At 69.5% G+C, this 24214-nt stretch carries 25 protein-coding genes, 1 tRNA gene and 1 pseudogene; 6 read left to right on the top strand and 21 right to left on the bottom strand.

The window, feature by feature from the left end; all coding sequences use genetic code 11:
• Positions 1 to 4 precede the first annotated feature (4 nt).
• The 5 genes from ACQEVJ_RS24590 to ACQEVJ_RS24610 all read right to left on the bottom strand — a co-directional run bounded on the left by ACQEVJ_RS24590 (position 5) and on the right by ACQEVJ_RS24610 (position 5671).
• A complete protein-coding gene (locus tag ACQEVJ_RS24590) occupies positions 5 to 1318 on the bottom strand; it encodes a hypothetical protein (RefSeq protein WP_433104794.1) in 1314 nt (437 codons plus the stop codon).
• Positions 1315 to 2445: a hypothetical protein gene (locus tag ACQEVJ_RS24595; RefSeq protein ID WP_433104796.1), complete on the bottom strand. Its 1131-nt coding sequence runs from the start codon at positions 2443 to 2445 to the stop codon at positions 1315 to 1317. Before ACQEVJ_RS24595 ends, ACQEVJ_RS24590 begins: the two co-directional genes overlap by 4 nt.
• 159 nt (positions 2446 to 2604) lie before the next feature.
• Positions 2605 to 4395, bottom strand: a complete 1791-nt coding sequence (locus ACQEVJ_RS24600; protein WP_433104798.1) for an FtsX-like permease family protein — start codon at positions 4393 to 4395, stop codon at positions 2605 to 2607.
• A 5-nt stretch (positions 4396 to 4400) separates the two neighbouring features.
• Complete coding sequence (locus ACQEVJ_RS24605) at positions 4401 to 5141, bottom strand: ABC transporter ATP-binding protein (RefSeq protein WP_433104800.1); 741 nt, start codon at positions 5139 to 5141, stop codon at positions 4401 to 4403.
• On the bottom strand, positions 5138 to 5671 hold the full coding sequence (locus ACQEVJ_RS24610) for a PadR family transcriptional regulator (RefSeq protein WP_433104802.1): 534 nt from the start codon (positions 5669 to 5671) through the stop codon (positions 5138 to 5140). Before ACQEVJ_RS24610 ends, ACQEVJ_RS24605 begins: the two co-directional genes overlap by 4 nt.
• Positions 5672 to 5793: 122 nt before the next feature.
• Between ACQEVJ_RS24610 and ACQEVJ_RS24615 the strand changes: the two genes are divergently transcribed.
• Complete coding sequence (locus ACQEVJ_RS24615) at positions 5794 to 5988, top strand: hypothetical protein (protein ID WP_433104804.1); 195 nt, start codon at positions 5794 to 5796, stop codon at positions 5986 to 5988.
• A gap of 17 nt (positions 5989 to 6005) precedes the next feature.
• Here the strand turns inward: ACQEVJ_RS24615 and ACQEVJ_RS24620 are convergent, their stop codons facing one another.
• The 3 genes from ACQEVJ_RS24620 to ACQEVJ_RS24630 all read right to left on the bottom strand — a co-directional run bounded on the left by ACQEVJ_RS24620 (position 6006) and on the right by ACQEVJ_RS24630 (position 8516).
• Complete coding sequence (locus ACQEVJ_RS24620; RefSeq protein WP_433104806.1) at positions 6006 to 6515, bottom strand: hypothetical protein; 510 nt, start codon at positions 6513 to 6515, stop codon at positions 6006 to 6008.
• A gap of 190 nt (positions 6516 to 6705) precedes the next feature.
• Complete coding sequence (locus ACQEVJ_RS24625) at positions 6706 to 7131, bottom strand: hypothetical protein (protein WP_433104808.1); 426 nt, start codon at positions 7129 to 7131, stop codon at positions 6706 to 6708.
• A 128-nt stretch (positions 7132 to 7259) separates the two neighbouring features.
• Positions 7260 to 8516, bottom strand: coding sequence for a serine hydrolase domain-containing protein (locus tag ACQEVJ_RS24630; protein WP_433104810.1), 1257 nt, complete (start codon positions 8514 to 8516; stop codon positions 7260 to 7262).
• Positions 8517 to 8637: 121 nt separating this feature from the next.
• On the opposite strand from ACQEVJ_RS24630, the gene ACQEVJ_RS24635 reads away from it, so the two are divergent.
• A complete protein-coding gene (locus ACQEVJ_RS24635; protein ID WP_433104812.1) occupies positions 8638 to 8802 on the top strand; it encodes a hypothetical protein in 165 nt (54 codons plus the stop codon).
• A 49-nt stretch (positions 8803 to 8851) separates the two neighbouring features.
• Here the strand turns inward: ACQEVJ_RS24635 and ACQEVJ_RS24640 are convergent, their stop codons facing one another.
• Positions 8852 to 9001 carry a hypothetical protein gene (locus ACQEVJ_RS24640; RefSeq protein ID WP_433104814.1) on the bottom strand — a complete coding sequence of 50 codons (150 nt, stop codon included), beginning with the start codon at positions 8999 to 9001 and terminating at the stop codon, positions 8852 to 8854.
• A 172-nt stretch (positions 9002 to 9173) separates the two neighbouring features.
• Between ACQEVJ_RS24640 and ACQEVJ_RS24645 the strand changes: the two genes are divergently transcribed.
• On the top strand, positions 9174 to 10076 hold the full coding sequence (locus ACQEVJ_RS24645) for an IS5 family transposase (protein ID WP_433104816.1): 903 nt from the start codon (positions 9174 to 9176) through the stop codon (positions 10074 to 10076).
• A 294-nt stretch (positions 10077 to 10370) separates the two neighbouring features.
• Here ACQEVJ_RS24645 and ACQEVJ_RS24650 read toward each other — a convergent pair whose 3' ends face one another.
• The 8 genes and pseudogenes from ACQEVJ_RS24650 to ACQEVJ_RS24685 all read right to left on the bottom strand — a co-directional run bounded on the left by ACQEVJ_RS24650 (position 10371) and on the right by ACQEVJ_RS24685 (position 16787).
• On the bottom strand, positions 10371 to 11477 hold the full coding sequence (locus tag ACQEVJ_RS24650) for a sensor histidine kinase (protein ID WP_433104818.1): 1107 nt from the start codon (positions 11475 to 11477) through the stop codon (positions 10371 to 10373).
• On the bottom strand, positions 11470 to 12165 hold the full coding sequence (locus ACQEVJ_RS24655; protein WP_433104820.1) for a response regulator transcription factor: 696 nt from the start codon (positions 12163 to 12165) through the stop codon (positions 11470 to 11472). Before ACQEVJ_RS24655 ends, ACQEVJ_RS24650 begins: the two co-directional genes overlap by 8 nt.
• 67 nt (positions 12166 to 12232) lie before the next feature.
• Positions 12233 to 12532, bottom strand: coding sequence for a hypothetical protein (locus ACQEVJ_RS24660; RefSeq protein WP_433104822.1), 300 nt, complete (start codon positions 12530 to 12532; stop codon positions 12233 to 12235).
• A gap of 256 nt (positions 12533 to 12788) precedes the next feature.
• A pseudogene (locus ACQEVJ_RS24665) lies at positions 12789 to 12977 on the bottom strand (integrase core domain-containing protein); the annotation flags it as partial.
• Between the two features lie 145 nt (positions 12978 to 13122).
• Entirely contained in the window at positions 13123 to 14223 is a 1101-nt protein-coding gene (locus ACQEVJ_RS24670) for a hypothetical protein (protein ID WP_433104824.1), read from the bottom strand.
• 41 nt (positions 14224 to 14264) lie between these two features.
• Complete coding sequence (locus tag ACQEVJ_RS24675; protein WP_433104826.1) at positions 14265 to 15371, bottom strand: SPFH domain-containing protein; 1107 nt, start codon at positions 15369 to 15371, stop codon at positions 14265 to 14267.
• 432 nt (positions 15372 to 15803) lie between these two features.
• A complete protein-coding gene (locus ACQEVJ_RS24680) occupies positions 15804 to 15965 on the bottom strand; it encodes a hypothetical protein (RefSeq protein WP_433104828.1) in 162 nt (53 codons plus the stop codon).
• A gap of 384 nt (positions 15966 to 16349) precedes the next feature.
• Positions 16350 to 16787, bottom strand: a complete 438-nt coding sequence (locus ACQEVJ_RS24685) for a hypothetical protein (protein WP_433104829.1) — start codon at positions 16785 to 16787, stop codon at positions 16350 to 16352.
• A gap of 695 nt (positions 16788 to 17482) precedes the next feature.
• Here ACQEVJ_RS24685 and ACQEVJ_RS24690 point away from each other — a divergent pair.
• Positions 17483 to 17818, top strand: a complete 336-nt coding sequence (locus ACQEVJ_RS24690; protein WP_433104831.1) for a hypothetical protein — start codon at positions 17483 to 17485, stop codon at positions 17816 to 17818.
• On the opposite strand, the gene ACQEVJ_RS24695 is transcribed toward ACQEVJ_RS24690, so the two are convergent.
• Positions 17812 to 18114 carry a RyR domain-containing protein gene (locus tag ACQEVJ_RS24695; RefSeq protein ID WP_433104833.1) on the bottom strand — a complete coding sequence of 101 codons (303 nt, stop codon included), beginning with the start codon at positions 18112 to 18114 and terminating at the stop codon, positions 17812 to 17814. The two genes, ACQEVJ_RS24690 and ACQEVJ_RS24695, sit on opposite strands and share 7 nt — an antisense overlap.
• Positions 18115 to 18538: 424 nt before the next feature.
• On the opposite strand from ACQEVJ_RS24695, the gene ACQEVJ_RS24700 reads away from it, so the two are divergent.
• Positions 18539 to 19063 carry a hypothetical protein gene (locus ACQEVJ_RS24700; protein ID WP_433104835.1) on the top strand — a complete coding sequence of 175 codons (525 nt, stop codon included), beginning with the start codon at positions 18539 to 18541 and terminating at the stop codon, positions 19061 to 19063.
• Here ACQEVJ_RS24700 and ACQEVJ_RS24705 read toward each other — a convergent pair.
• Positions 19023 to 20642 carry a TROVE domain-containing protein gene (locus ACQEVJ_RS24705; protein WP_433104837.1) on the bottom strand — a complete coding sequence of 540 codons (1620 nt, stop codon included), beginning with the start codon at positions 20640 to 20642 and terminating at the stop codon, positions 19023 to 19025. The two genes, ACQEVJ_RS24700 and ACQEVJ_RS24705, sit on opposite strands and share 41 nt — an antisense overlap.
• Before the next feature lie 107 nt (positions 20643 to 20749).
• A tRNA-Ser gene (locus tag ACQEVJ_RS24710) sits at positions 20750 to 20820 on the bottom strand.
• A gap of 629 nt (positions 20821 to 21449) precedes the next feature.
• Here ACQEVJ_RS24710 and ACQEVJ_RS24715 point away from each other — a divergent pair.
• Positions 21450 to 23528 (top strand): glycoside hydrolase family 44 protein, encoded by a 2079-nt coding sequence (locus ACQEVJ_RS24715; RefSeq protein ID WP_433104839.1) that lies wholly within the window; start codon positions 21450 to 21452, stop codon positions 23526 to 23528.
• Positions 23529 to 23574: 46 nt separating this feature from the next.
• Here the strand turns inward: ACQEVJ_RS24715 and ACQEVJ_RS24720 are convergent, their stop codons facing one another.
• Positions 23575 to 24063, bottom strand: a complete 489-nt coding sequence (locus tag ACQEVJ_RS24720; RefSeq protein WP_433104841.1) for a hypothetical protein — start codon at positions 24061 to 24063, stop codon at positions 23575 to 23577.
• Positions 24064 to 24214 lie beyond the last annotated feature (151 nt).

Below are 24214 nucleotides of genomic sequence, written 5' to 3' on the forward strand. Positions count from 1 at the left end.
TAGATCACTGGGTCTCCGATGCGGTCACGTTCACGGTGAAGGGTACGGTCACGATGCGGCCGGCGGTGGCGTACTGGATCCAGGCGAGGTAGCGGCCCGGTTCGGGGAAGCTGAAGGTGAAGCGCACCCGGGATCCCGGGGCGGCCATCTCGTGCACGTGGCCGAAGAATTCGCCGTCCTGGCTGCGTATGAGCAGGTGGCCGGACATGCCGAGCCAGGTCCGGACGCCGGCGGGGGTGTCCAGTTCGACGGTAGTGGGGCGGCCCGCGACGGGCACGGCGGGTTGTAGTCGCGGCGTGACGGTCGTGCCGGCCTGCGTGGCGGGCGCGCCGGTTTGACCGGACCGCGTGACCGTGTCGGCCTTTTGCGATGCTTTGGCTGTCCCACCGACGGTGAAGTCCGCAGCGAGGAGTTGCCCGCCTGAGTTCTCCCGTTCGATCTCGGCTTGCGCCAGGTACCGGCCGGGGCGGTCGGCGGTCAGTTTGACCTCCAGGCGCCCGGGTGCCGTGCGCAGGGGGTGCACGTGGCGGAAGTAGTGTCCGTCCTCGCTGGTGACGATCACGTGCGCGAGCGCCTCGTGGTGTGCGGTGAGGTCGTCGACGGGCCGCCCGGTGGAACCGTCGATGAGATCGACTCGTAGGGTGAACTCCTCTCCCGCGGACGGCTGGGCTGGGACCGTCTCCATGCGGACCTGCGCGTACGGCCGCCCTTGTGCGGTCGATGTTGTGGGGGTGGGGGCGGCTCCGTCAGGAGGGGAGGCGGGCATCTGGGGCTCGAACACGATGACCATGGCGGCGACCGTCACCCCGGCGGCGGCGCCCGCGGCCAGCGCCATCGCCGTGCCGTGCCGGGCGAGTGCCCCAGTGAGCAGGCCGCCCACCAGCAGGAGCGCGGCCACGAACAGGCCGCCGTAGATGAGGAAGTCCCCGGCCGACTCGCGTTCGACGAGGACGCGGAACGGGATGATGGCGGTCTCGTTCCCGGCGCTCAGTTTCAGCTCATGCGGCCCGGTCCGCTCCACCCGGAGCTGCGCGTACTGCGGTTCGGCCGCCGCCCGGGCGGTGCCGGTCACCGTGTGGCCGTCCTCGAGCGAGTGGACCTCGAGGCCGATGGGCAGCCCGGACACCGGCTGGTAGGCGATGACGCCGATCCGCAGCGGCCCCGGCACCCGGGTTGTTCCTTTGATCACCACGGTCACCTCGGCGCCGGCGATTGTCTGGGCGATGCGCAGGTCCGCTCCCGCCGTGACGTTGTGCGCCGCGGCGGGGGCGGCCATCACCAGCACGAGGGCGGCGGCGAGGCACAGGACTCGGATCATGCCCGCCCGGCACCGGGCGCGACCGGCTCGGCAGCGGCTGCGTTGGGCAGGAACAACGCCCCGAGTGCCAGTCCGATCAGCCCGGCGACGACCGGCGCGCCGGTCCACAGCTCGGGCACGGCGGGCAGGCCTCCGCCGATGGCCGAGGCGATCCCGATGTACAGCGACCAGGTGACGAAGGCGGACAGCCCGGCGAAGGCCCAGTAGGCGGCGCGCCGCTCACCCGACGGCCGCAGCCGGCGGATCAGCAGATCGCTCACGAACCCGGCGGCCACGAACGACAGCAGGATCGGCAGGTTGCGGAACGCCGTCTGAGCGCCCGGCATGAACGCCATGATCGTGTACATGACGGTCACAGAACCGAACGGCAACAGCCAGCGGCGAACCAGGAGCAGCACCGGGCTGAGCATGATGACGTTGGTGACGACCATCGCGACGGCCACCTGATTGGCGCCCAGGGCGACAGGTCTGGGGCCGGCGCCCCGTGGCGCGGCACCCGCGTCCTGCGCCATGGAGAACGCCTGGACGATTGCCTGAGGCCGGTACTGCAAGGCGTCGCCGTATGACAGGAACAGCGACACCAGTGTGGTGGCGAACGCGAGCCCGAGCAGCGCGGGCAGCAGGCGGCCGAGCGAGGGCCGGGCGCCGACATGGGGGGCGTTCCACGCCGAGCGCAGCGGTGTCGTGATGATGAGCATCATCGTCACAACGAGGCCGAGGTGTGACGGGCTGAAGAAGATGTTAATGGTCGTCTCGATGCCGAGAATGGTGTGCCACATCATGTCGGCGAGCCCGGAGGCGGCGAACGCGGGAATCGCCACCAGCCCGGCGAGATACCCGGTGGGGACGGCCGCCAGCCCCTGCCGTCCGGCGCGTACATTCCGCCACACCTGCCAGATGATCCAGCCGGAGACCACGGCGAAGCCGGAATAGAACACCGCGTGCCATGGGGTGAAGAACGTCTCCAGTGCCGTCAGGTTGCTGTGCGCCCAGGCGTCGATCATCAGTCCGACCCCGAACCAGATGCCGAGCAGCGCCGTCACCAGGTCGGTCCTGGGGGACACCCATCCGCGGGGCTCCCCGGTGCCCGCCATGAATCGCCGAGTGCCGGCGGCGTCAGATGCCACTTCGGGGTTCCTTTCCGTCGATCGAATCGATTCGTCTAGACGCCGGTGGGCCGGGCGCCCGTCGGCGAACGCTGGTGAGGCGGATGAGATGTCTGCGGGATTGTGCGGGCCTCGGTCCGCTGGGCGCCGCTGCTGCCGACGCCTGCCGAGCGGGGCCGGTCACGCTGTTTCGGCGCTGAGGGTCTGTGCCACGGGTCGGCGGGCCGCCAGGCGTGCGGGCAGGGCGGTGAGCGCCGCCGTCGCCAGGAGAGTCGCGAGTGCGGCGCCGAGCAGCCAGGAGGAGGGGGCTTCCGCCGGATTCCCGGCGGCGAAGAGCGAGAGCAGGCCGACGCCCAGCCGGACGCCGATGACGGCGCCGGGCAGCGCGGGCAGGAGCTGGGCGACGGACAGCCCCGCGGAGATCTGTCCTGGGGTGGCGCCGAGCGTACGTGCGATGGCCATGTTCGCCCGGGCCTCTATGGCAGTGGTCCAGGTGAGCGTGATGGTGTTCACGACGGCGAGTGCGATCAGCAGGACGGTGACCGCAAGCAGCAGCCGGCGGTCGTGAACGTCTCGCAGGTTGGGCAGGGCGGAGGAGCCATCCAGGCCGTAGCCCCTGTCCGGCTGGGCGTAGAGGGTCAGCAGGGCGACGATCGCGATCACCGTGGTGGCGGTGGAGCATGCCTGCAGCACGGCGCGGCCCGGCCGGCGGGCGGTCAGCCGCAGCCCGAGCAGCAACGGCGTGGGCAGCAGCGCGGACAGCGTGGTGAGCCAGGGCCGGTGACGGGGCTGGTGCGCGGTGGCGGTCAGCGCCGTGACGGCCGCCGTGCGCATGGCCCGCAGCGTGGGACGCAGCGTGGACAGCACCGCCACCGCCACGGCGAGGACGGTCGCCGTGGCGACGGTGGCACCGCCGGGGCTGGCCGCGTCGCCGATCCGGCTGGCTGTGGGGCTGGCGATGGTGGGCGCGGTCAGGCGGGCGATCACCAGCCCCAGCGCGTCGCCGGCCAGTGCCAGCGCCAGGTACTCGGTGAGCAGGACGGTGGCGATCAGCCCCGGGGCGGTGCCGACGGCCTTGAGCAGTCCGGCCCGTCGCGTCTGCTCGACGGCGCGTCCCGCGGCCAGCGCCGCCACTCCGGTGATGGCCAGGAAGCTGAGCAGCCAGCTACCGACGACCAGGATGGGCTGGGTGTCCTTGAGGATGACCATGTCCTGCTCGGCGGTGAACTGCCAGGTGTGGAAGTTGATCACGATGGTGGAGACGCGGTGGGCGTCGCGGAAGGCCTCGGTCGCGGCGGGGTCGCGCAGCTTGAGGTCCAGGGCCATGGTCACCGGGAGATCTTGGGACGACGCCAGGGCCTGGGCATCTGATCGGGTCATCCAGGCAAGGCCGCTGTAGTCGCTGGGACCACCGCCCGGGCCGATCTGCGCCGCCCAGGGGTAGATGGAGGTGGCCGCGGTGACAGCGATCCCGACGACGGGGTACGACCGGCCGGCGATGGTGACGCGGTCGCCGACGCCGACGCCCAGCGCGGTGGCGAAACCGCGTTCGAGGACCGTGCCGCCGGAGCGTACCCACTGACCCGAGGTCACCAGCGGCCGGTTGACCGCGCCGGGCGTGTCGGCGAAGCCCTGCACCACCACTGGGGACGAGGTGGAATCGCGCGTGGTGAGGTTGGCGTAGACGATGCGATAGGGGCCATGGTGGGCGATTACTTCGGGAGAGTCCGCCAGCGAGGCCAGAGCCGAGGTCACGGCGGGGCCTGTGTCGCCGGAGAGTGCCACCACATCCGGCCCGGCGGTGGCCGCGCGGGTCTGCTCGTACAGCGCGTCGCTCACGCCGCGCAGGGACAGGCCCAGGGCCATCGTGGCGGTGGCCACGGTCACCGCGAGCAGGAGCATCACGGCCTGGACCTTGTGCCGGCGCACGTCAGCCAGCACCAGACGCACGACGAGCACGATGGAGCCCATGATGTTCAGTCCTCCAGCCCGATCAGCCCGCCGAGCCCGCGCGTGTCGGTGCCGGCCAGCCGGGTGTCGTCGACGAACATCCCGTCGCGCATCGAGACCAGCCGATCCGCCGTGGCCGCCACCCGCTCGTCATGCGTGACGATCATGAAGGTCTGCCCCGCGGAACGCAGCTCCTCGAAGATCCTCAGCACATCGAGGGTCGCCGCGGTGTCGAGGTTGCCGGTCGGCTCGTCGGCCAGGACGACCAACGGATCGTTGACCAGCGCGCGGGCGATCGCGACCCGCTGACGCTGCCCGCCGGACAGTTGCGACGGCAGGCGCCGGGCGCGGTCGGCGAGCCCGACCCGTTCCAGCAGCAGGCTCGCGCGCCGCCTGGCCTGGCGGCGCGAACGCCCGGCCAGCAGCGCGGGCAGCTCCACGTTCTCGGCCGCCGACAGTTCCTCCATCAGATGGAAGGCCTGGAAGACGAATCCCACCGACCGTCGCCGCAGCCGCGCCAGAGCCCGCTCGCTCAGCGTGTCGATCCGCTTACCAGCCAGCCACACCTCCCCCTCGCTGGGCCGCTCCAGGCCGCCCAGCAGGTGCAGCAGGGTGGATTTCCCGCAGCCGCTGGGCCCCATCACCGCCAGCATCTGGCCCTCGGGCACCTCCAGGTCGACCTCGTCCACCGCGCGGACTCGACTCTGCCCCTGACCATGCGTCTTCACCAGGCCGCAGGCCCGGACCGCGGCACTTGACACGTTCATGCACCCTCGGATTCGTCATCGGCTTTGGACCAGGCTCGCTCGCAGGCCTCCAGCCAGCGCAGGTCCGCCTGCAACCGCAGCACGACCCCTTCCAGCAGCAGGCCGGCGCCCGATCCCGCCGGCTCGGCCAGCGCCGCCTGCTGCGCCTCACGCAAGCGGCGCAGCAACTCACGGCGCTGCGCCGCCACCAGCTCCACCGGGTCGGCCAGCCGGGCCGCGGCGGCAGCAGCGAGCTTGAGATGAAACTCCGCCAGGTCAGGTTTCGGCCAGCCCACCTCGGCCAGCCAGGCGGCCACCCGCTCCTGCCCGGCCGGCGTCAGCGCGTAGACCTTGCGCTCCGGCCGCTCAGGAAGCCCGTTCGCCCGTTCACAGACGACGAGGCCCGCTTTCTCGAGCCGGGCCAAGGTCACGTAGATCTGTCCGGGGTTCATCGACTCGCCCAGCGGGCCGAGACTCTGCCGCAGCCGAGCGCGCAGGTCGTACCCGTGCGACGGTTCTTTGGCGAGCATCGCCAGCACTGCGTCCTGCATGCCACCCCCTAACGGTTGGCCAATAGATAGCGGTTATCCGTACGAGGTGTCAAAACGCTACACCTGGCGATCTCCTGGACTGGCCCGCCGCCAACTGAGGGATAGAGGGAAAGGCAGAGGTAATGGGGTGGGCCGGTGGGTGGCAGCAGGCCCGCCAGGCGGTGGTCGCGCTGTGGCGGCGGGCGCGTCCCGAACGGGCACTGGCGATTGAAGCCGAGCTGGAGGAGACCCGCGCCGAGGTGGTGGCCGCCCAAGCGGGCGACCGGCTGATCGAGGCGGCCTGGGAGTGGCCCCCAACGAACTTCGAAGGCTCATGACTGCTCGTCGGCGTGCCCTAAGCCTGGCGATGCTCGGCCCAGGTGGTGTAGCCCAGACCGTCGGAGCACCGCTGCGCGAGCGTGAGCGGCCGAGTGTAGGCCGCCAGCAGACCCAGGATGCTATCGGCGAACGCCGAGCCGTCGCCGTGGCGGGCCTTGTCCACGGCTTTGGCGAAGACGCCGGGGTCCGCCTCTGCGAGGCCGGCTGCGACCTGCAGGTGGAAACCGGTCAGTTTTCCCTCGCCGAACTGCGCCGACGTGACCGGGATCGGAGAGCGGTCGGCGTCCTTGAGCAGCTTGCGCCAGACCTTCGCTGCGTCCTCCCCATGCAGCGCGCATGCGGACGTGCGCGCGCACCAGTCGACGAACCCGCGGAACTGCTTCTCGCCGTACTCACGAAGCATCCGGTCCCACAGCAGCTTTCCACCGGGCTGGTTGTACACCCCGCCCAGGTACATGGCGCGGATGCGCTGCGGAAACAGCCGGGCGTAGGCGGTCGCCGGTGACCCCCCGGCCGACCACGCCATGAACTCAGCCGTTCCTCCCCCAGCGCTGCACGGATGGCCTCCACATCTCTGGCCATCGAGAGCCCGTCCAGACGGGTGAACAGCCCGCTGCGGTCCTCCTTCCGGCATGTGGCCACCGCCCGGGCCAGCACCTTAGCCTGCGCCTCGTATTCCCTGCGGTTGCCCGGCTCCGACACCCCCGGCCCGAGCTTCAGGCATGACGCCGGCAGCGTATTCGCCGCGTGCTGTTGCGAGGGGTAGAGGTGACCACGTCGAACCGTTGGCGCAACGCCGTGTATCTGTCCGCGAGCTGCTTCATGCTCGCGATCCCGTCCTCGCCCGGCCCGCCGGGGATGGTGAATACGCTGCCGATGCGGTGGGCGGGATCGGTGGCTGGCAGCCGGGCCAGATCCAGCGTGAGCTTGGTTTCGCTTGGGTGTGCCCAATCGATCGGCACCTGGATCGTGGTGCACTCCATGCCCGCCGGGACGTCCTCCCCCGCGCACGCCCCCCATGTGAGTGATGCGGCACGTTGCTCAGCCGAGGCTGGCGGAGCCGGCAATAGCACCAGCCCGGCCGCCGCCACCAGCCCTGCGGCGAGTGCTTTTCCTCTGCTTCCCTGGAAGGTCAAGTTCATAGGTCTAGGCTCGCCCTGCCAGCAGGCGCTGTTCCTCGTCCGTAGGGACGCTTTCGCGCCTGGGATCGGGGTACCGGCCCGATGCCCTGGCTGGGAGCCAGGGCCCGGAGTCAGGGGTCCCCAGGGGTTCAGCCACCACCCCCGCCGCCGGCCGAAGCCCCGGTGATGGCCTGCGTCTCCTGCCCGATCATCTCCTGCAGCGGCACCCCGTCGCAGTTGCCGAGGATGACACCGACCCAGCCGGTGTACGGGTAGATGTCCCAGTTGGCGCTGACACCGGGGTTGCCACCGGCGCGCTGGTACTTCCACTGGCCGTTGACGATGGAGACCGGGATCCCGTACGCCCCGAACGACGCTGGTCCGTGGGGGATCTTGGCCCCGGTGAGCACGTCGGCCCAGGGGCGGTCCAGCACCGTGCCGTCGTCCAGCGCGTGCGCGAACCGGACCAGATCCGGCGCGGTGGCGAAGCCGCCGTCGCCGGGGGCATCGATGAAGCTGCGGCCCGGGTTCTTGCCTAGTTCGTACGGGTACGGGCTGCCCTTATCCAGATTGCGGACCGCGTCCACCACGCTGCCGTCCGCCAGCGTCATGTACGGGTGCGCGATGTGCTCGTCGGTGAGCCACTGCGGCCGGGTGTAGAACGCCGAGCCGGTCATGCCGCAGCGCTTGAAGATGTTCTCCTGGACGTAGTCCCAGTACGTCGTGCCGGCCACGGCCTCCACGATCAGCGCGGAGATGGTGACCTCCGCCTCCGCGTGGGCGGTGTCGGGAACGCCTGGGACGCCCACCAGTTTCGCCTGCCGGGCCCGCTGCTTGTAATACTTGTGCACCTCCTTCCGGCTCTGGAAGACGCGTTGCACGTTCTCATCCGGGCTGTCCAGCCCTGAGGTGCCGGACAACAGGTGGTGGATGGTCACCTGCTCGGCGATGTTCTTGGCGAAGCCCTTCAGGTGGGTGCCCACCGTGTCCGACAGCTTCAGCTTGCCCTGCTGCGCCAGTTGCAAGATGGCCACCGCGTAGAACGGCTTGCCCGCCGAGCTGAGGCTGAACGCGATGCCTTCGTGATTGCGGATCCCCTTCTCCTTGTCGGCCATGCCGTAGCTGCGCGACAGCACCGTCCGGCCCTTGTGCGACAACAGCACCACGCCGGAGAACTTGCCCTCGGCGGCCAGCTTCGCCACGTACCGGTCGTAGGCTCCGCCGGGACGGGTGTCCGGTGGGATGTCGGGGCCGGTTGGGGCCGGAAGGTGCTGTCCCGCAGCTACGGCATGCCCGGATCGGGAGCCCACCAGCGGCTCGCCGGCCGCCACCACGCCGGCGGCCGCCAACCCGCCCAACCCGAGCAGCCGCCGCCGATTGATACCACGTACAGAATCCAAGTCCATGATCACGGTCCTTTCCTGATCGACAAATCGACCGTTGCAGGTCTACCGGCGACCGCTATCGGCAACCGATCACCCACCCATGTGGTCCCGGTGCCTCCACTGAAGACGGAAGACTGTTGCGGTGGCGTATGCGATTTTCGATACGCCCGCGATACACCGAATCCCGGGCATCAAGGAACTGGCGCAGGCCGGCAGTGCGATGGTCCTGCCGCTGGTGATCGCGACAGCCCGGTTACTGCAGGTGCTGGACGACTCGTCGGTGAACATCCGGGTCCAGAACTGGTGAAGTCTCGTAACCGTCTGGCGTTTATTCCTTGGGTAGAGGGTGTATTCGCTCACCGTGTGTGGTCGCCGGAGGTGTAGCGGCTCCAGGGGTCGGCGGCTTGAGCGGCGATGCCGGCGACGCTCTCGTTGTGGTAGCCGAGCATGCGGGCGACGACGGGTGCCGGGGCTTGGACGAGTTCGCCGTCACGCCCGGCGAGCAACCGCGGTCAACTCTCACGAACAAAACCACGCGGCGGCGGGACGCGCATCCACCGGAAGGTCTAGGACCTGTTTCGAAGTCCGCTGACTGACGGCGTGTCGTGCCCGGACAAGCAGTGAGGTCTCCGGTAGAGGGTTCATCGACCAAGAAGAACCTGAACACCGGAGACCTCGTTGGCCACCTTAGCGGTGACGAGGCGGTTCGACCTGACCGATGCGCAGTGGGCCCGGCTGGAGCCGCTGCTACCTGCGCCGAGCAGACCAGGGCGGCCGTCGAAGTGGACCAAGCGGCAGCTCATCGACGGGATCCGGTGGCGGGTACGGGTCGGGGCTCCCTGGCGGGACGTGCCGGAGTGCTACGGCTCCTGGCAGGCGGTGTACGCCCTGTTTCGACGCTGGCAGCGGGCCGGTGTCTGGCAGAAGATCCTCACCCGGCTGCAGGCCCTGGCCGATGCCGCCGAACTGATCGGCTGGCAGGTCGGGGTGGACTCCACCATCGTGCGGGCCCATCAGCACGCGGCAGGCGCGCGGCGCGATCCGCGTCTGCAGGCCGAACCGCCGGGTGGGGTGAGCACTGAGCCGGTCGACCACGCGCTGGGACGCTCACGCGGTGGCTTGTCGACCAAGCTGCACCTGGCCTGTGAGCAGGGCCAACGGCTGCTGTCGCTGGTGCTGACCGCCGGCCAGCGGGGCGATGCACCACAGTTCCAGGTGGTCATGGCCGGCATCCGCGTCCCCCGGCTCGGACCCGGCCGGCCCCGTACCCGGCCTGAGGTCGTCCGCGCCGACAAGGCCTACTCCTCCCGGGCGATCCGCGCCTACCTGCGCAACCGCGGGATCAGATGCACCATCCCCGAACCAGCCGATCGCATCGCCGCTCGCCTGCGGCGCGGCAGCCGCGGCGGTCGTCCTTACAAGTTCGACGCCCGCGACTACCGCGCCCGTCATGCTGTGGAATGTGGCATCAACCGGCTCAAACGCCACCGCGCCATCGCGACCAGGTACGACAAACTCGCCGTCCGCTACCAAGCCGCCATTCTCATAACCGCGATAGACGACTGGCTCACCAGGCTTTGAGACAGGCCCTAGACGGGTCCGCCTAAGTGGATGGCGGAGCTGGCCACAGAACAGCTGCCGCTGGAGTCCCTGAAGGAGTCGACGGGCCGTTCGGCCGCCTATTCCTGCGTACCCTGGCCATGGTCGCTTTGAGTTCGAGGCCAACCTGGGGCACCTGCGCATCCGCGAGGGCATGGCCCTGGCCAAGCGCCAGGACAAGCTCAAGCAAGGAGGCCAAACTCCCCGAATCCGCGCAGCGGACCATCCGCCGCCGTTACGCCACCGGCGAAGTCTCCCTCGGAGCCGATCAACGATCTAGTGGGCCCCGCTCGGGGACGATGCCTGCGGCGTGCCGGGAAGTCGAATCGTGACGACGAGACCGCCGGTGGGGCGGGGTACGAGGTCAAGGGTTCCGTCGTGTGCTCGGACGATGCTGTGCACGATGGCCAGCCCGAGGCCGGCCCCGGCATGTTCGTCGGTGCGTGTGCGTTCTGTTCCGCGTTGGAAGGGTTCGGTGAGGGTCGGTAGGAGTTCCGATGGCAGCGGATGGCCGGTGTTCTCGACCCGCAGCACGCTCGCGTCGTGCTGCGATTCGGTGTGGACCGTTACGGTGCCGCCGGCGGGGAGGTTGTGGACGATGGCGTTCTGGACGAGGTTCGTCACCATCCGCAGAATGAGCGCCGCAGAGCCGACGGTCTGTGTTGCCTGGCCGGTGACGTCGAGCGTGATCTGGCGTTGTTCGGCGAGAGGAAGCAGCGTTTCGGTGGCTTCTTCGGCGACGAGAGACAGGTCGACCACCTCGCGGGTGAAGCTCTTGCGGTCGCTGCGACTGAGCAGCAGAAGGGCCTCGGTGAGGTCGATCGCCCGCGTGTTGACGGTGTGGAGGCGTTCGATGAGTTCACCCTGGTTCCCCGTGAGGTCGTTGCGGGCGACGTCGAGGAGTGTCTTCGAGATCGCCAGCGGGGTACGCAGTTCGTGGGAGGCGTTCGCGGCGAACCTCTGCTGTTCGCCGACGTGGGATTCGAGCTGTCCGAGCATGGTGTCGAACACGTCGGCGAGTTCGCGGAATTCGTCTTTGGGGCCCTCCAAGCGGATCCGGTGGGACAGTGATCCGTTCGCGGCCATCCGTGCCGCGCCTGCGATCCGTGTGAGTGGTGCGAGCATCCGGCCGGCCAGGATCCATCCTCCGAGGAGGCCGAACACCAGTAGGAAGGCCAGTGCCGCGGCCGCGGCGGGGGCGAAGACTTGCAGGAGGACGTAGCGGTTGGGTGCGACCCGGAGAAGTCCCTTGGGACTGTCGGGTACGTAGCGCAGCAGGAATACCCATACCACGGCCAGCAGGAGAGCGCCGGCGAGGAGGAGGAATCCAGCGTAGCTGATGGTGAGTTTCAGTCGGGCGCTGAGGCCTGGTCGTCTATTCATGAGTGCTGCCAGAGTCGGCGGGGGCGATGCCGGTGTCGATTCGGTAGCCGACGCCGGGCACCGTGGCGATGAGCCATGGTTCGCCGAGTCGTTTACGCAGGGCGGAGACGGTGATGCGGACGGCGTTGGTGAAGGGGTCGGCGTTGGCGTCCCAGGCCCGCTCCAGTAGCTCTTCGGCGCTGACGACACCGCCTTCGGCGGCGACGAGGACTTCGAGGACGGCGAACTGCTTGCGGGTGAGCGCGACGTAGCGTCCGTCGCGGAAGACCTCCCGGCGGAAAGGGTCCAGCCGCAGGCCCGCGATCTCGCTGACCGGGGGCCGGGCGTGCGCGCGCCTGCGGTCGAGCGCCCGCAGCCGCATGACGAGCTCTCGAAGCTCGAACGGTTTGGTGAGGTAGTCATCGGCGCCGAGCCCGAACCCGGAAACCTTGTCGTCGATCCGGTCGGCGGCGGTGAGCATGAGGATCGGGATGCCGCTGCCGGAGGCGACGATGCGCCGGGCGATCTCGTCGCCGGAGGGGCCGGGGATGTCGCGGTCGAGGACCGCAAGGTCGTAGGAGTTGACGCCGAGCAGTTCTAGGGCGGAGTCGCCGTCGCCGGCGATGTCGGCGGCGATCGCTTCCAGCCGGAGACCGTCACGGACGGCTTCGGCCAGGTAGGGCTCGTCCTCCACGATCAACACGCGCATACCTGGAGCCTAAGCAGCACGGCATATCGCCGGCATATGCAACATGCCTAAACGGCCTGCAAGGCGCTCACCAGATAGAACGCTTGACACCCCAGATAACCGACGCGGCGGCAGCACCTCCACGATCCGGCGGGCCAGCCGGATCTTCACGCCGTAGTAGCCGGCCGGCGGCCGCATCACCGCGCGCTTCGGCACCAACCTGCTGCGCTCCGGCGTCGACATCGTCGTGGTCGCCCAGTTGATGGGCCACCGCCGCCTCGACACCACGCGCCTGTACACCTTGCCCAACCACACCGACCTCGAGACCGCGGTCACCAAACTCCCCACCGACCAGCCACGAATTGGCGCACCAGCCGAAGCCGAACACCAAGGCCGCCCGTCACGCGCTGCGCGGCTACAAGCGGCGGCTCCTGGCTTGCACAAGAAGGGCCGCGAACGGCTGGAGGAACTGCGTGAGGCACACCGTGCGGAGTCCGAGCGGCTGATCGGCGTGTTCGGCGAGGTCTTGGCCGGCGCGCGGGAAGTCACCGCTCCGGCCGAGGCCAGTCAGAGTGCGGCGCCAGCTGCGGGTGACCCGGGTGTGGGTGTGTCCGGAGTTCCCCCCGAAGTGTGGACACCGGCTGTTATGCGGCAGCCAGCACCTTATCGGGCTGCTGCTCGTAGTCGATCGGGCTGAGGTAGCCCAGGCTCGAGTGCCTCCTTCGGGTGTTGTAGCGGGTGATCCAGGCGAAGATGGCCAGGCGGGCGGCTCGGGCGGAGGGCCAGCACTTGGCGCCCTGAAGGGTTTCCCGCTTGAGAGTGGCGTTGAGAGATCTCATCCTCGGTCATGATCTGCACTCCGCGTACGGGGACCGCTGGAGGGTCCTGCCCCCACCCGCGCTTGTACGGCAGGCAGGACCCGGCGCCCCGGGCGGGCCGGTCGCCGGCGGCGGCGCAGCGACCCGGGACCGCCGTACCTCATCTGGTCCTGGAGACGATCAGCGCGATCGCGGCGACGACCAGCAGGGCAGCGAGGACGGCGGCTGCGATCTTGCCCGCGCTGTACGGCCGCTCCCCGGTTATCTCGCCGGTCCGGGCGTTGAGCATCACCTGCCAGCTCCTGCCGGCGTGCAGGTAGCTGAGGAACCACACCGGGAGCAGCACCAGCTTGTAGGTGAGGTCGGAGTACTGGGTGCTGACGGATTGGACGCGCTGCTCATCCCCGCCGATGTCGTGGCGGCAGTCGTCCTCGATCACCTTGGCCATCTCCTGCTTGGCCAGGTCGAGGCCGTCCTCCGGCTCGATGTCGTAGCGCATGGTCTGGAACCCCGCCAGGTACTCCGCCTGGTACGGCAGCGCCTGCTCCAGCGGCCAGGGCGTGAGCTTGGCCAGCTGAGGGGAGCCGAGCCTGGTCGTCGCGGCGACCAGCACGTCGTCGAAGACCCGGGAGACCGTGCCGCGGGCCCGTGACCAGCGGGTCTTCCTGACCTGGCGGGTTTCGGTGCGAGACTGGCCGTTCTCGGTGACGGTGTAACTCTCGGTCACGTAGTAGTAGTCGCCGCGCTGGCCGCTGTAGTCCGAGACCGTGCGGGCGTCGTACGTCCAGTACGGCAGGTAGGTTCCCTTGAGGGTCTCCGCCGCGGTCACCTTCTTCAGACTGGAGGGGGCGAACCAGCGGGAGGACGTCCACGTGCGTAGCGCCTGCCGGGCGCCGTCGCCGTCGAGGCCGAACGGGAGGAGCGCCTCGGGGACGACCCGCTCGGTCGCCTCCACGTCGGCGATCAGAGGCGTGGTGCAGAACTGGCAGCGCTCGGACAGCGTGTCGCTCTCGGTCCGCGCCCCGCAGCCCGGGCAGACGAACGCGTTCACGCCGCCGGCCGTCCCCGATCGGACCGGCAGCCGGGTCAGCTCGGCGAAGGCGTGCTCGTGCACCAACCGCGCCTCGGAGACGATCTGCTCCTCGTGGTGGCAGTACGGGCAGCGCATGGCGCTGGTGCCGGGGGCGTATTCCAGGGTGGCCCCGCAGGCGTGGCAGGGATAGGAGTGAACAGCCGCGCCTACGGCGTTCGGGTCGGACACGACCGCTCCTCAATACGGGGTGGGCGGGGCACTCGGCGGCGCTACGCCTGCGGCGGCAGCGGCGGCGGGACGCTGGACATCAGCCCCGCCAGCTCGGGCACCTGCTCGGCCGGGAGCCAGGCGGACATGCCCGTCCGCCAGACCAGCGTGGCCCGGGTCAGCCCGCCGCCGCCCACGAGACCGGACAGCGCCGCCAGGTCGTACGGACCCTGCTGCCGGCCGTCGGCGCCGACGTACCACTCCGCCGGGGACGGCAGCGGCGGAGGCGCGCTCACGGCGGCGGCCTGGGGAACGGCACCGGCCTGCGGGGCCGCCCCGGCGGCCACCCGCTGCCCGAGGGCCATGCCGAGGCCGAGGCCGAGGCCCTCGCCCGGTCCACCGGGGTTGCGCGCCGCGTCGCCGATCGCGTTCGCGGTCTGGAATTTGGTGTACTGGTCGAGGTCGCCCGCGATCGCCATGCGGCTGCGGGTGTCGATCGCCGCCTCGACCTCCGGGGGCAGGGAGATGTTCTCGATGACGAACGTGGGCACCGAGACTCCGACCGGGGCCAGTTCCTCGGTGAGGATGCCGGCGAGCCGCGCGCCCAGAGCGTCCTGCCGGCCGGCCAGGTCGAGCACGGGGACGTTCGCGGTGGCGATCGCGTTCGACAGCCGCCCCACGATCAGCTGCCGCAGGAAGTCTTGCACCTCCTCGGTGCGAAACTGCGGGTCGGTCCCGGCCAGGTCGCGCAGTAGTGCGGCGGCGTCGGTGATCCGCACGGTGAAAGCTCCGAACGCCCGCAGCCGCACCATCCCGAACTCGGCGTCCCGGATGATGACGGGGTTCTGCGTGCCCCACTTCATGTTGGTGAACTGGCGGGTGTTGACGAAGTAGACCTCGGCCTTGAACGGCGAGTGGAAGCCGTACTTCCAGCCCTTCAACGTCGACAGCACCGGCAGGTTCTGCGTCTCGAGGACGTACGTGCCGGGGGTGAACACGTCGGCGATCACGCCTTCGTTGACGAAGACGGCCGTCTGAGACTCCCGGACCACCAGCCGGGCGCCCATCTTGATCTCGTTCTCGTATCGCGGGAAGCGCCAGACGATGGTGTCCCTGCTGTCGTCCGTCCACTCGACGATGTCGATGAACTCACCGCGGATACGGTCCATCAAGCCCACGCTGCCACCGCGTCCCAGTCTGGCCGGTCGTGCCTGTTGCGCCGGCATCGGCGATAGACGATAACAAGCGAGATCACGAACAACCAGACCTGCCGGGACATCCGTCGCGAAGAAGACGCTGAACTGGTCAGCCCACGACCACGAGGCAGAGTCACCGCCTGGCACTCCCGGTCGAGGTTGTCCGGCAGCATCGGCAACCAGAAGGGGCTGGACTCCTCGTCAGAGTCCCAGTCGTCGTAGCTGACCCGGTTGGCGAGCTGGAGATCGGCGACAACAACGACTGCGTCATCGCCCCTCCACCACAGGCCTTGGGAACCGGCGGAACCGTCACCGTCAACTACCCGGGCACGGAGCCGACGACCCCGCCGCCCTCGCCGCCGTGTGTCTTGTACGGGGGCTGCCGTGCCTGGACCGTCCTGCGGCTCACCCTCGCGGGCCGTCCACCCATCGTCTGATCAGCAGCGGCCGTCCCGGCGCCGCCCATGTCCCGGGAGCGCCGACAGATATGCCCACGGTCTTCAGGCCCACGTTCGCGGGCAGGCACGCGGTCACCGCGGCCAGCAGCGGCCCGTCGAGCTGCAGCATCGAGTTGATACGGTCCGGTTCGATCGTGAGGCGACAGGCGGCCGATCACGTACCCGCCAGCGCAGTCGTAGCCGCGATCGCCACGCGCTGCCCATGCGTCGGGCGCGGGGCTGAGGACTTTGATGCCTCGGGCGGGGGCCTCGGCTCCGGGGCGATCCCCGAGCGTGAGCCGCAGACCGTAGCTGGCTAGGGTGGGAGCCTGATCGCCTCACCTGCCGCGACCTAGGCAGAGCCCAGCAGACCGTCTCCTACGGCTCAAGCCCGTCTGTGACCGTTGACATCCAGTGATCGAGAGGCGGTCGGTTGACGTACACACGAAGACGGGCCTGCCCCTCCGCCGCCGGCCCGCTGCCGCTTCTCGGTGGGCCGAGGCAGACGGGACGATCAGTCAGGGGCAGGCGTGCGCGGTCGCGCGGGGATATGCAGATCCACCGCATCGCAGCACACGGTGAAGCCGCTGTGTCGAGGACACTCCACCTCCTGTGAGGTCGGGCAGAAGTAGATATCGGGGCAGCCGCAATCGAAGAAATCTGGAAGCAGGCTGGGGAGGCCTTGGGCGGACATGCAGCCCAGCATGCCTGAGTTGAAGCGCAATGGCTGCATAGGCACGAACGACGGACGGAACGAGCACCTTGGGGCTTCGCTCAAGACCGAGGCTTGAGTCCCTGACCCTAGCCAGACCAGCCAGCGCAAGACGAGGACGCCCGCGAGCCAAAAGGCTGCCGCAATCATGGCACGGATAACGACACGCTGAGCTGTGATCATCTGGGGGCCGTCAATGAAGTAGTCCCCAACCAGATCCCAGACGTACCCGCCGGTCATGAAGCACGTCCAGCCGAGCAAGATCTTGCGGGCCTCGCTGTCCCACTTCTTGTGAGAGATTGCTACGCGACCCACCATCCCAATCCCGTGCACCAGCCCGACCCTTCCCGGTCACGCGTAGCCTTCGGCGGGGCGGTGCCGGCTCCGAACCAAGGCCGTCGCGGGCTGCCGGACTCGAACCGGCTCATCCCGTTACTGGGAGTTAGCGCGAGCGCTAATACGATCTTTCCCATTCACCTTTACCCGCTGGTCGCGGGCGAACCCCGCCTCGCCCGCCTTCAGCGGGAGTCGCCTGTTGTGTCGACCTCACGGCACACCTGCGGACGGCGGACGACCGGGCCCTCGGGTCGCTGCTGCGGGAGCTGACGACGGCGATGCGCCACGCGGGCCCGATCCCCGTGACCGTCGAGCGTTTCTCCTGACCGGGTGGGCCGGCCGCTGACCGTACGGCCCGGCGCGGGCTCGCACGAGCCACTCACTGCTGTCTGGTCCGCCTGCGGCGGGTCAGGCCAATGGGAGCGGCGGCGAGAACATCGCGTCGTTCCTGTGGCACGTCCTTGTGCAGGTCGAGTCGAGCCGGAAGTGAGCATGTACGGCACTCGCCGTCATGATCGGGAAAGTTCCATGTGCCAGTTACGGCGGGACGTGCCTTGCTACGCTCCGAAGATCGTTAGTTGAGGCACCGGAGAACCGACATGGGCCAGCCCCCCTACCCGCCCAATCAGCCGCCGTACGGGCATCCGCAGCAGCCCTACCACCAGCAGCAGCCGCCGCACCATGGGCAGCCGTATTACCAGCAGCAGCCCCCCTACCAGGGGCAGCCCTACCAGCAGCCGATGCCGTACCCGCCGCAGCAGCCGATGCCGCACAGGAGCGTGACCAAGCACCGCGGGCTGTCCGCAAAGTCCCACACGTTCCACCTGCTCGCGACGATCTTCACGTGCGGGCTGTGGGGACTGTTCGTGTGGCTCCCGCTGTGGATCTTCCGGCTGTTCGTCCGCCGCAAGAAGGTCACCAAGCACTACTACTGATCAGGAAGGCCCTCGCACTGCGGGGGCTTTCGCTTGTCCGGCGCCACCAGCGCCCGGACGATTGCGTGGAACAAGTAGTCCTTGACCCGCTGCTGCTCAGGCAGGTCCTCGTACAGCACGAGGCACGGGTGCGCGGCCGGGTCCTTCACCGGGCCGTACACCCAGCCGGCCGACAGCTTCTCCGCGCGCCACGACTCGTGCAGCTCGGCCGGGGTCGCCCCCGACAGCGCCCGCAGCACACCGTTCGTCATCGTGTCGCGCTGCCACTCCGGGGCCTCGTCCCAGTGCGGCGACACTGCAGGGTCGCCGTAGGCGATCTTGCAGCACGCGGTTCGCCTCGTGGCGCGCGGGCGACCCGCTCAACCGGGAGCTTCACGAGCTGGACGATTAAGACGCCGCTGCACCCACGTGCCGAAACGCTTCGTGTGCAGGTACACCGACAGCAACCTGCCGAGCCGAAGATGCGCCTCCAGCATGTGCTCACTGGCGCAGTTGCCCACCTCGAACCCGACCGAGAACCCCGTCAGCAGGCTTCCGCCGACGACGATCTCCCCGCCGATGCCGCCCGTGGGGTGATCCGGCCACGCGGCGGGCGGACCGTACAGCCGTTCCTCGGTGCCGTACCGCAGCTCGGGGACCAGCGGCGCCTTTTCCCCTGGAGGCAGAGCTGGAAGTCCGGGCCCAACTACTCGCGGTGCCGTGCGGCTCGGTGGGCCAGGGTTGACCGCGTACGACCTCACCATCAAGACCAAGCAACTCGGGGGGCAGATGCGGTTACTTGCCGCGGGTGGGTACACGTACCAGTCGGGAGGGCCGCTACAGCAAGAGTTGCCGGACGGGAAGATTTGGTGGAGGGCGCGGTTCACGGCCAGTGACCGTAACCCGTTCTACTCGGTTCCGCCGATTTTCGAGTCGGCCACATACAAGGCGCTGCTGGCCACCACGACCAAGCGGACCGGTGGGGTTTATCAGGGTGCCATCACCCTGGGGACGCTGTACAAGGTCTCGCCGTCCCTGCGTGCGCAGCCTGAGATGAAGCCCACCCAGCGAGAGGCCAAACTGAAGGTCCACTGGTGGTTGTGGATGGACCGGAGGAGCCTGCCGACTCGGCTCTACACGACCTTCGCCGATCCGGGCTACCCGACGGGAGCAATGAGCAGCCGCACCGACATGCGTTTCTCGTCGTGGGGAACCAAGGTCCAGCTCACCCTTCCGGACAAAGAGAACACCTACCAGCCGAGCTGATCAGCCAGCCGGCCGAGCGACCCGCCTCCAGCAGCGGGATCAGCCGGAAGCACGCGTCGGAGAACCCGCCGAACTCGTGGCGGTTGCCGGAGCCGGTCGGCATCGCCGCCGCCTTGTAGCCGGCGAGGTTGAACCCGTACAGCGGCACATGCGCCGGGACCGCGGTCGTGACCCCGCTCGCGTAGTGGCCGGTCATGGTCTGCATGTCCGAGAGGATCATCGCTCGGTCGTGCCCCTTCCAGGACCTGCGCAGCGCGTCGGCAATCTGCGTGCCGTGGCCGACCTCGCCGATCCGTCCGCAGAAGCGCTCGACCTCGCGCAGCACGGACGCTCCCGGCCGGATCTCGTGCCGGAACGTGCCATCTGCGAAGCCCACGAGGTCCACCTGGTCGCCGCGCGCGGCCAGGGTGACGCCGAACAGCGCGGCGGCCTGGACCGGCGTGACCGCCGACCGCGCGGAGACCGCGCCGGACGACATGGACGCCGACGTGTCGACGAGCACGAGCGTGCGCCCCGGGAATGAGGGCACGTTCCGGGTGGCCAGGGTCAGCGCCGTGTCCAGCGCGTGGCCCCAGCGCAGAGACGGCGCGGTCCGGTACGCCGAGTAGAAGCGGAACGGCAGCTGCCGCGACCGCGCGACCTCCTCCGGGCCGGTCAGCTTGGCGATGATCTGACCCGCGAGCTCGTCGCTGATGCCGGCCTCGTCGAAGTTCCGCAGGTTCCGCAGCAGCGCCATGTAGCCCATGGAGGGGATGACCGCCGACCAGGCCTGCGCGTCCATCGGGCCCTGCAGCCAGCCGGCGAGCGCCTCCCAGGTGATACCCGCGGCGGCAAGCCGATCGGGGGTGGCCAGCACGGAGCGCCGCTCACCGACCGGGAGGGCGAGCAGCTCGGCCCGGTCGCGCAGCATGCGCAGCGACTGCGGGACCGGCTTGTCCCGGCCGTGACGCCGGTCGAGCGCGTGCGCGTACAGGTCGCCCTGCCACAGCCGCTTGTCGTCTGCCGGGGTGGGGTGGACGAGGTCGATGACGTCGCCGAAGCGGAAGCCGCGGGCGTCGCTGTCGTACTTCGCCAGGGACCGCTCGGTGTAGAGCCGCTGGACGGCGTCGGCGATGCCGCGCTTGATCGGCTTGGGAATCGCGCGGCCGTACCGGGAGGTCCAGTAGGCCAGGGCCTCCCCCGGCTCGTCCGCGCGCTGGAGCACGGACGCGACCAGCTCGCGGTTGCCGCCCTGGATCCCGGCGGCGAGGCGAGCCCGGACGGCCTCCAGCGCGGCCACGACCGGTGCGGAGCGCATGTTGGCCTCGCCGCGCAGCCACGGCAGGAAGCGGGCCATCCACTCGCCGTCCTCGACCGCGACCTCGTGGACGAGGGCGCGGAAGCGCCCGTCGCGGTCGCCGGCCTTCTCGTAGAAGCTGTCCTCGCCGACCATGTTGGACACGGCGAGCAGGAACAGCTCGGACTTGGCGTCACGGGTGTACCCGGCGGCGCCCTCGTACGTGCGGCCGGTCGGCGTGGCCTCGGTGGTGACCGGGCTGAAGGCCGCGGCCTGGGTGGTGCCCCGGTTGAACTTGGACATGAGAACGGGCCCCTTCCGTGCTGGGAGGAGCCCGCGTCCAGAGACCGTGCCCGAGATCAAATCGGTGAAGCCACGTGGTGCTCTGCCGACTGAGCTACGGAGACCGAAGCCCCCGGCTGGACTCGAACCAGCGACAACCCCATTAACAGTGGAAGTAGGCCTCGCCTGCGCACCGGGCACGCTCTGAAGTTGTGTTCCCCCCGAGATCAAGGTGACGGCGGACACGCCCACCAGATGGGCGACAGCCCCATGGGTGGAGCTGCAAGGAATCGAACCTCGAAGTAACCGCTGTCGGCGCACCGGGAGGCGCATATCAAGTTGTGCGTTCCAGAGGTCGGAGGACGGCACCGGCATAGTTTCACCTGAAGAAGTAGCCGGGGCCTTCGCACCTGGAACGCCAGGAGCCTAACCCGCAGGAGCATTAGACCGCGCGCCATTTTTCGCCCCCAAAAAAACGACAGGAATGCGGGCGACGAGCGAGAACACCTCGATACGCCGGAGCCGCGGGCGTCGTTTCGCATCGCGGTTACCGTGCGAGCGAAGCCATAGGAGCCGGGATCCGAGTGGAGCGGGCCCGCCGCGTCCCGGGGAGCGCGCTCGCCGGGTGTCCTCGTGAAACTTCCACCGGCGGATGAGGAGGCGTGGCTGCTCAACGCGTACCCTCGGCGCTCCGGCGAACCGCGTTCTTGTTCCTCGCCCGGGTCTTGGCCAGCGTGATGGCCTGGCCGCTCAACGGGATGCTCCCCCGCGTCCTGCGGCCCCAGAACCCCGGAATCCCAGGACCCTCAGGGAATCGAGAGGAGACCCGTGCGAACGCGAACGCTCCCGATCGCCCTCACCGCGGCGATCGCTCTGTCGATCGGCGCGGCCGGACAGGCGCCCGCCCTCGCGGCCGCCGACGGCCCGGCACTGACGGTGGACACCACCACCGGGCGGCATCCCATCAGCCCGTACATCTACGGCATGAACTTCGCCGACGAGGCGCTGGCCAAGGAACTGCGCCTCCCGGTACGCCGATGGGGCGGCAACGCGACGACCCGTTACAACTACCTGTACGACACCAGCAACCGCGCCTCCGACTGGTACTTCGAGAACATCGCCGAGGACAACCCCGACCCGTCGAAACTGCCGGACGGCTCGACGACCGACCGGTTCGTCGAGCAGGACCGGCGCACCGGCACCGACACGATCCTCACCGTCCCGCTGATCGGCTGGGTCCCCAAGGGTCGCGACGCCTCCTGCGGGTTCTCCGTCGCCGCGTACGGACCGCAGCAGCAGACCGACCAGTGGCGTCCCGACTGCGGCAACGGCGTGAAGCCCGACGGCACGAAGATCACCGGCAACGACCCCCACGACACGAGCGTCGAGGCCGGCGCGGCGTACGTGAAGGACTGGATCGGCCACCTCACCGGCAGGTACGGCACCGCCTCGGGCGGCGGCGTGAAGTTCTACAACCTCGACAACGAGCCCGACATCTGGCACAGCACGCACCGGGACGTCCACCCCGAGGGCGCGAGCTCGGTCGAACTGCGCGACAAGGCCTACCTCATCGGCGCCGCCGTGAAGGCCGCCGACCCCGGCGCGAAGACCCTCGGCCCGGTCGGCTGGGGCTGGTCCTCCTGGGACTACTCCGGCCTCGACCAGGAGACCTGCGGCCGGACCAACTGCTGGTCGAACCCGCCGGACAAGGAGGTCCGCGGTGGCCTTCCGTTCACCACGTGGTATCTCCGGCAGATGAAGAAGTACGAGGACGAGCACGGCCTGCGCGTCCTCGACTACTTCGACGAGCACTTCTACCCGCAGGCGTCCGGCGTCGCCTTCGGCTCCGGCGGCGACCCGGCCACCGACGCCCTGCGGCTGCGCTCCACCCGGGCGCTGTGGGACCCGTCGTACACGGACGAGAGCTGGATCAACACCCAGGTCCGGCTGATCCCGCGGATGAAGGAACTGGTGGCCGCCGAGTATCCCGGCACCAAGACCGCGATCACCGAGTACAACTGGGGCGCCCTCGACCACGTCAACGGGGCCCTGGCGCAGGCCGACATCCTCGGCGTCTTCGGGCGGGAGGGCCTCGACCTCGCCACCTTGTGGGGGCCGCCCACGGCCTCCCAGCCGGGAGCGTACGCCTTCCGGATGTACCTCAACTACGACGGCAAGGGCGGCCGGTTCGGCGAGACGGCGGTCGGCGCGAGCAGCGCCGACCAGGGCAAGCTGGCGGTGTACGCCGCCGAGCGGGCCTCCGACGAGGCGCTCACGCTCGTCGTGGTGAACAAGACCGGCGACGACCTGACCAGCGAGGTCGCCGTCAAGGGACGCGACGGCGGCGCGACCGCCCAGGTCTACCGATATGGGGCGGCCGACACGTCGGCCATCAGTCGCGACGCCGACGTGCGGGTCGGGGCGGGCGGCTTCACCGGCACGTTCCCGGCCAACTCGATCAGTACCGTCGTGATCCCCGCAGGCGCCGGCCCGTCGCCCTCCCCCTCGCCCTCCCCCTCGCCGTCCCCGAGCCCCAGCCCGTCGCCGTCGCCGTCGCCGAGTCCCTCGCCGACGCCGGCCTCCCTCTGCACGGTGACGTACGCGGTCACCAGCCAGTGGCCCGGCGGCTTCCAGGCCGGGGTCCGGATCGTCAACCGGGGGGCCTCGGCCGTGAAGGGCTGGCGGCTCGGCTGGACGTACGGCAACGGGCAGGCCGTGACCCAGCTGTGGGACGGCTCGTACACCCAGAGCGGGTCGAAGGTGACGGTGACCAACGCCGGCTACAACGCCACGATCGCGGCGAACGGCGGCAGCGTGACCTTCGGCTTCCTCGGCCGCTGGGACAACGGCGCCAACCCCGCGCCCAAGCAGTTCACACTCAACGGCTCGCCCTGCGGGACGAGCTGACCTACCTGTCCCGGTGCCGGCCCTCCCCGGCCGGCACCGCCGGGAGTCATTCCACCATCGCGCCCTTGTCTCGTCCGCACGCGCTGACGTCGTCGTGCCTGCCGCACGCTCTCACGAGGGTGAAATCACGCCAGACGGCCATCGGAGAGGAGACCGCCTGACCGTCGAGGCCCACAGGGAAGGGTCCGCACCGATGCCACGGGCCGCCACCCGGCGGCCAGACGTCGAGCCACACCGCGTCACCCGGGCGGGTGCGGCCGGTGAGGGTCGCCCAGTAGTGCCACTCCCCGCGCGGGCCCGCGTCGCCGCGCCAGAGCGTGACCTCCACCTCGCCGCCCCACTTCTCGCTCGTCAGCGAGTACACGGGCCCGGCGTTCTTCACGTCGCGGGGGTTCGGCCACGACCAGCCGCGGCAGTCGATCGGCCGATCACCGGCGGGGCCGGCGGAGGTCGCGCGGGACGAGGAAGGCAGGGCCAGGAGCACGGTCGCGGCGACGATCGCCGTGGCGGTCCCGCCACGCCTGGTTCGAATCACCCCGGACCTCCCCGAGTGCGGCTGCCACCCGGACGAGTATCGATGACAATGGGTGCCGACGCAAACGCAATCTGTAAACAAACAAACAGCGCCAGTCGGGGCAAACCTTGTCGATACAGGCACTAGAACGGCCAAAAAACAATCATTGACC

Origin of the sequence: Microbispora sp. CA-102843, assembly GCF_050936215.1 — a bacterium.
Taxonomy (GTDB): Bacteria; Actinomycetota; Actinomycetes; order Streptosporangiales; family Streptosporangiaceae; genus Microbispora.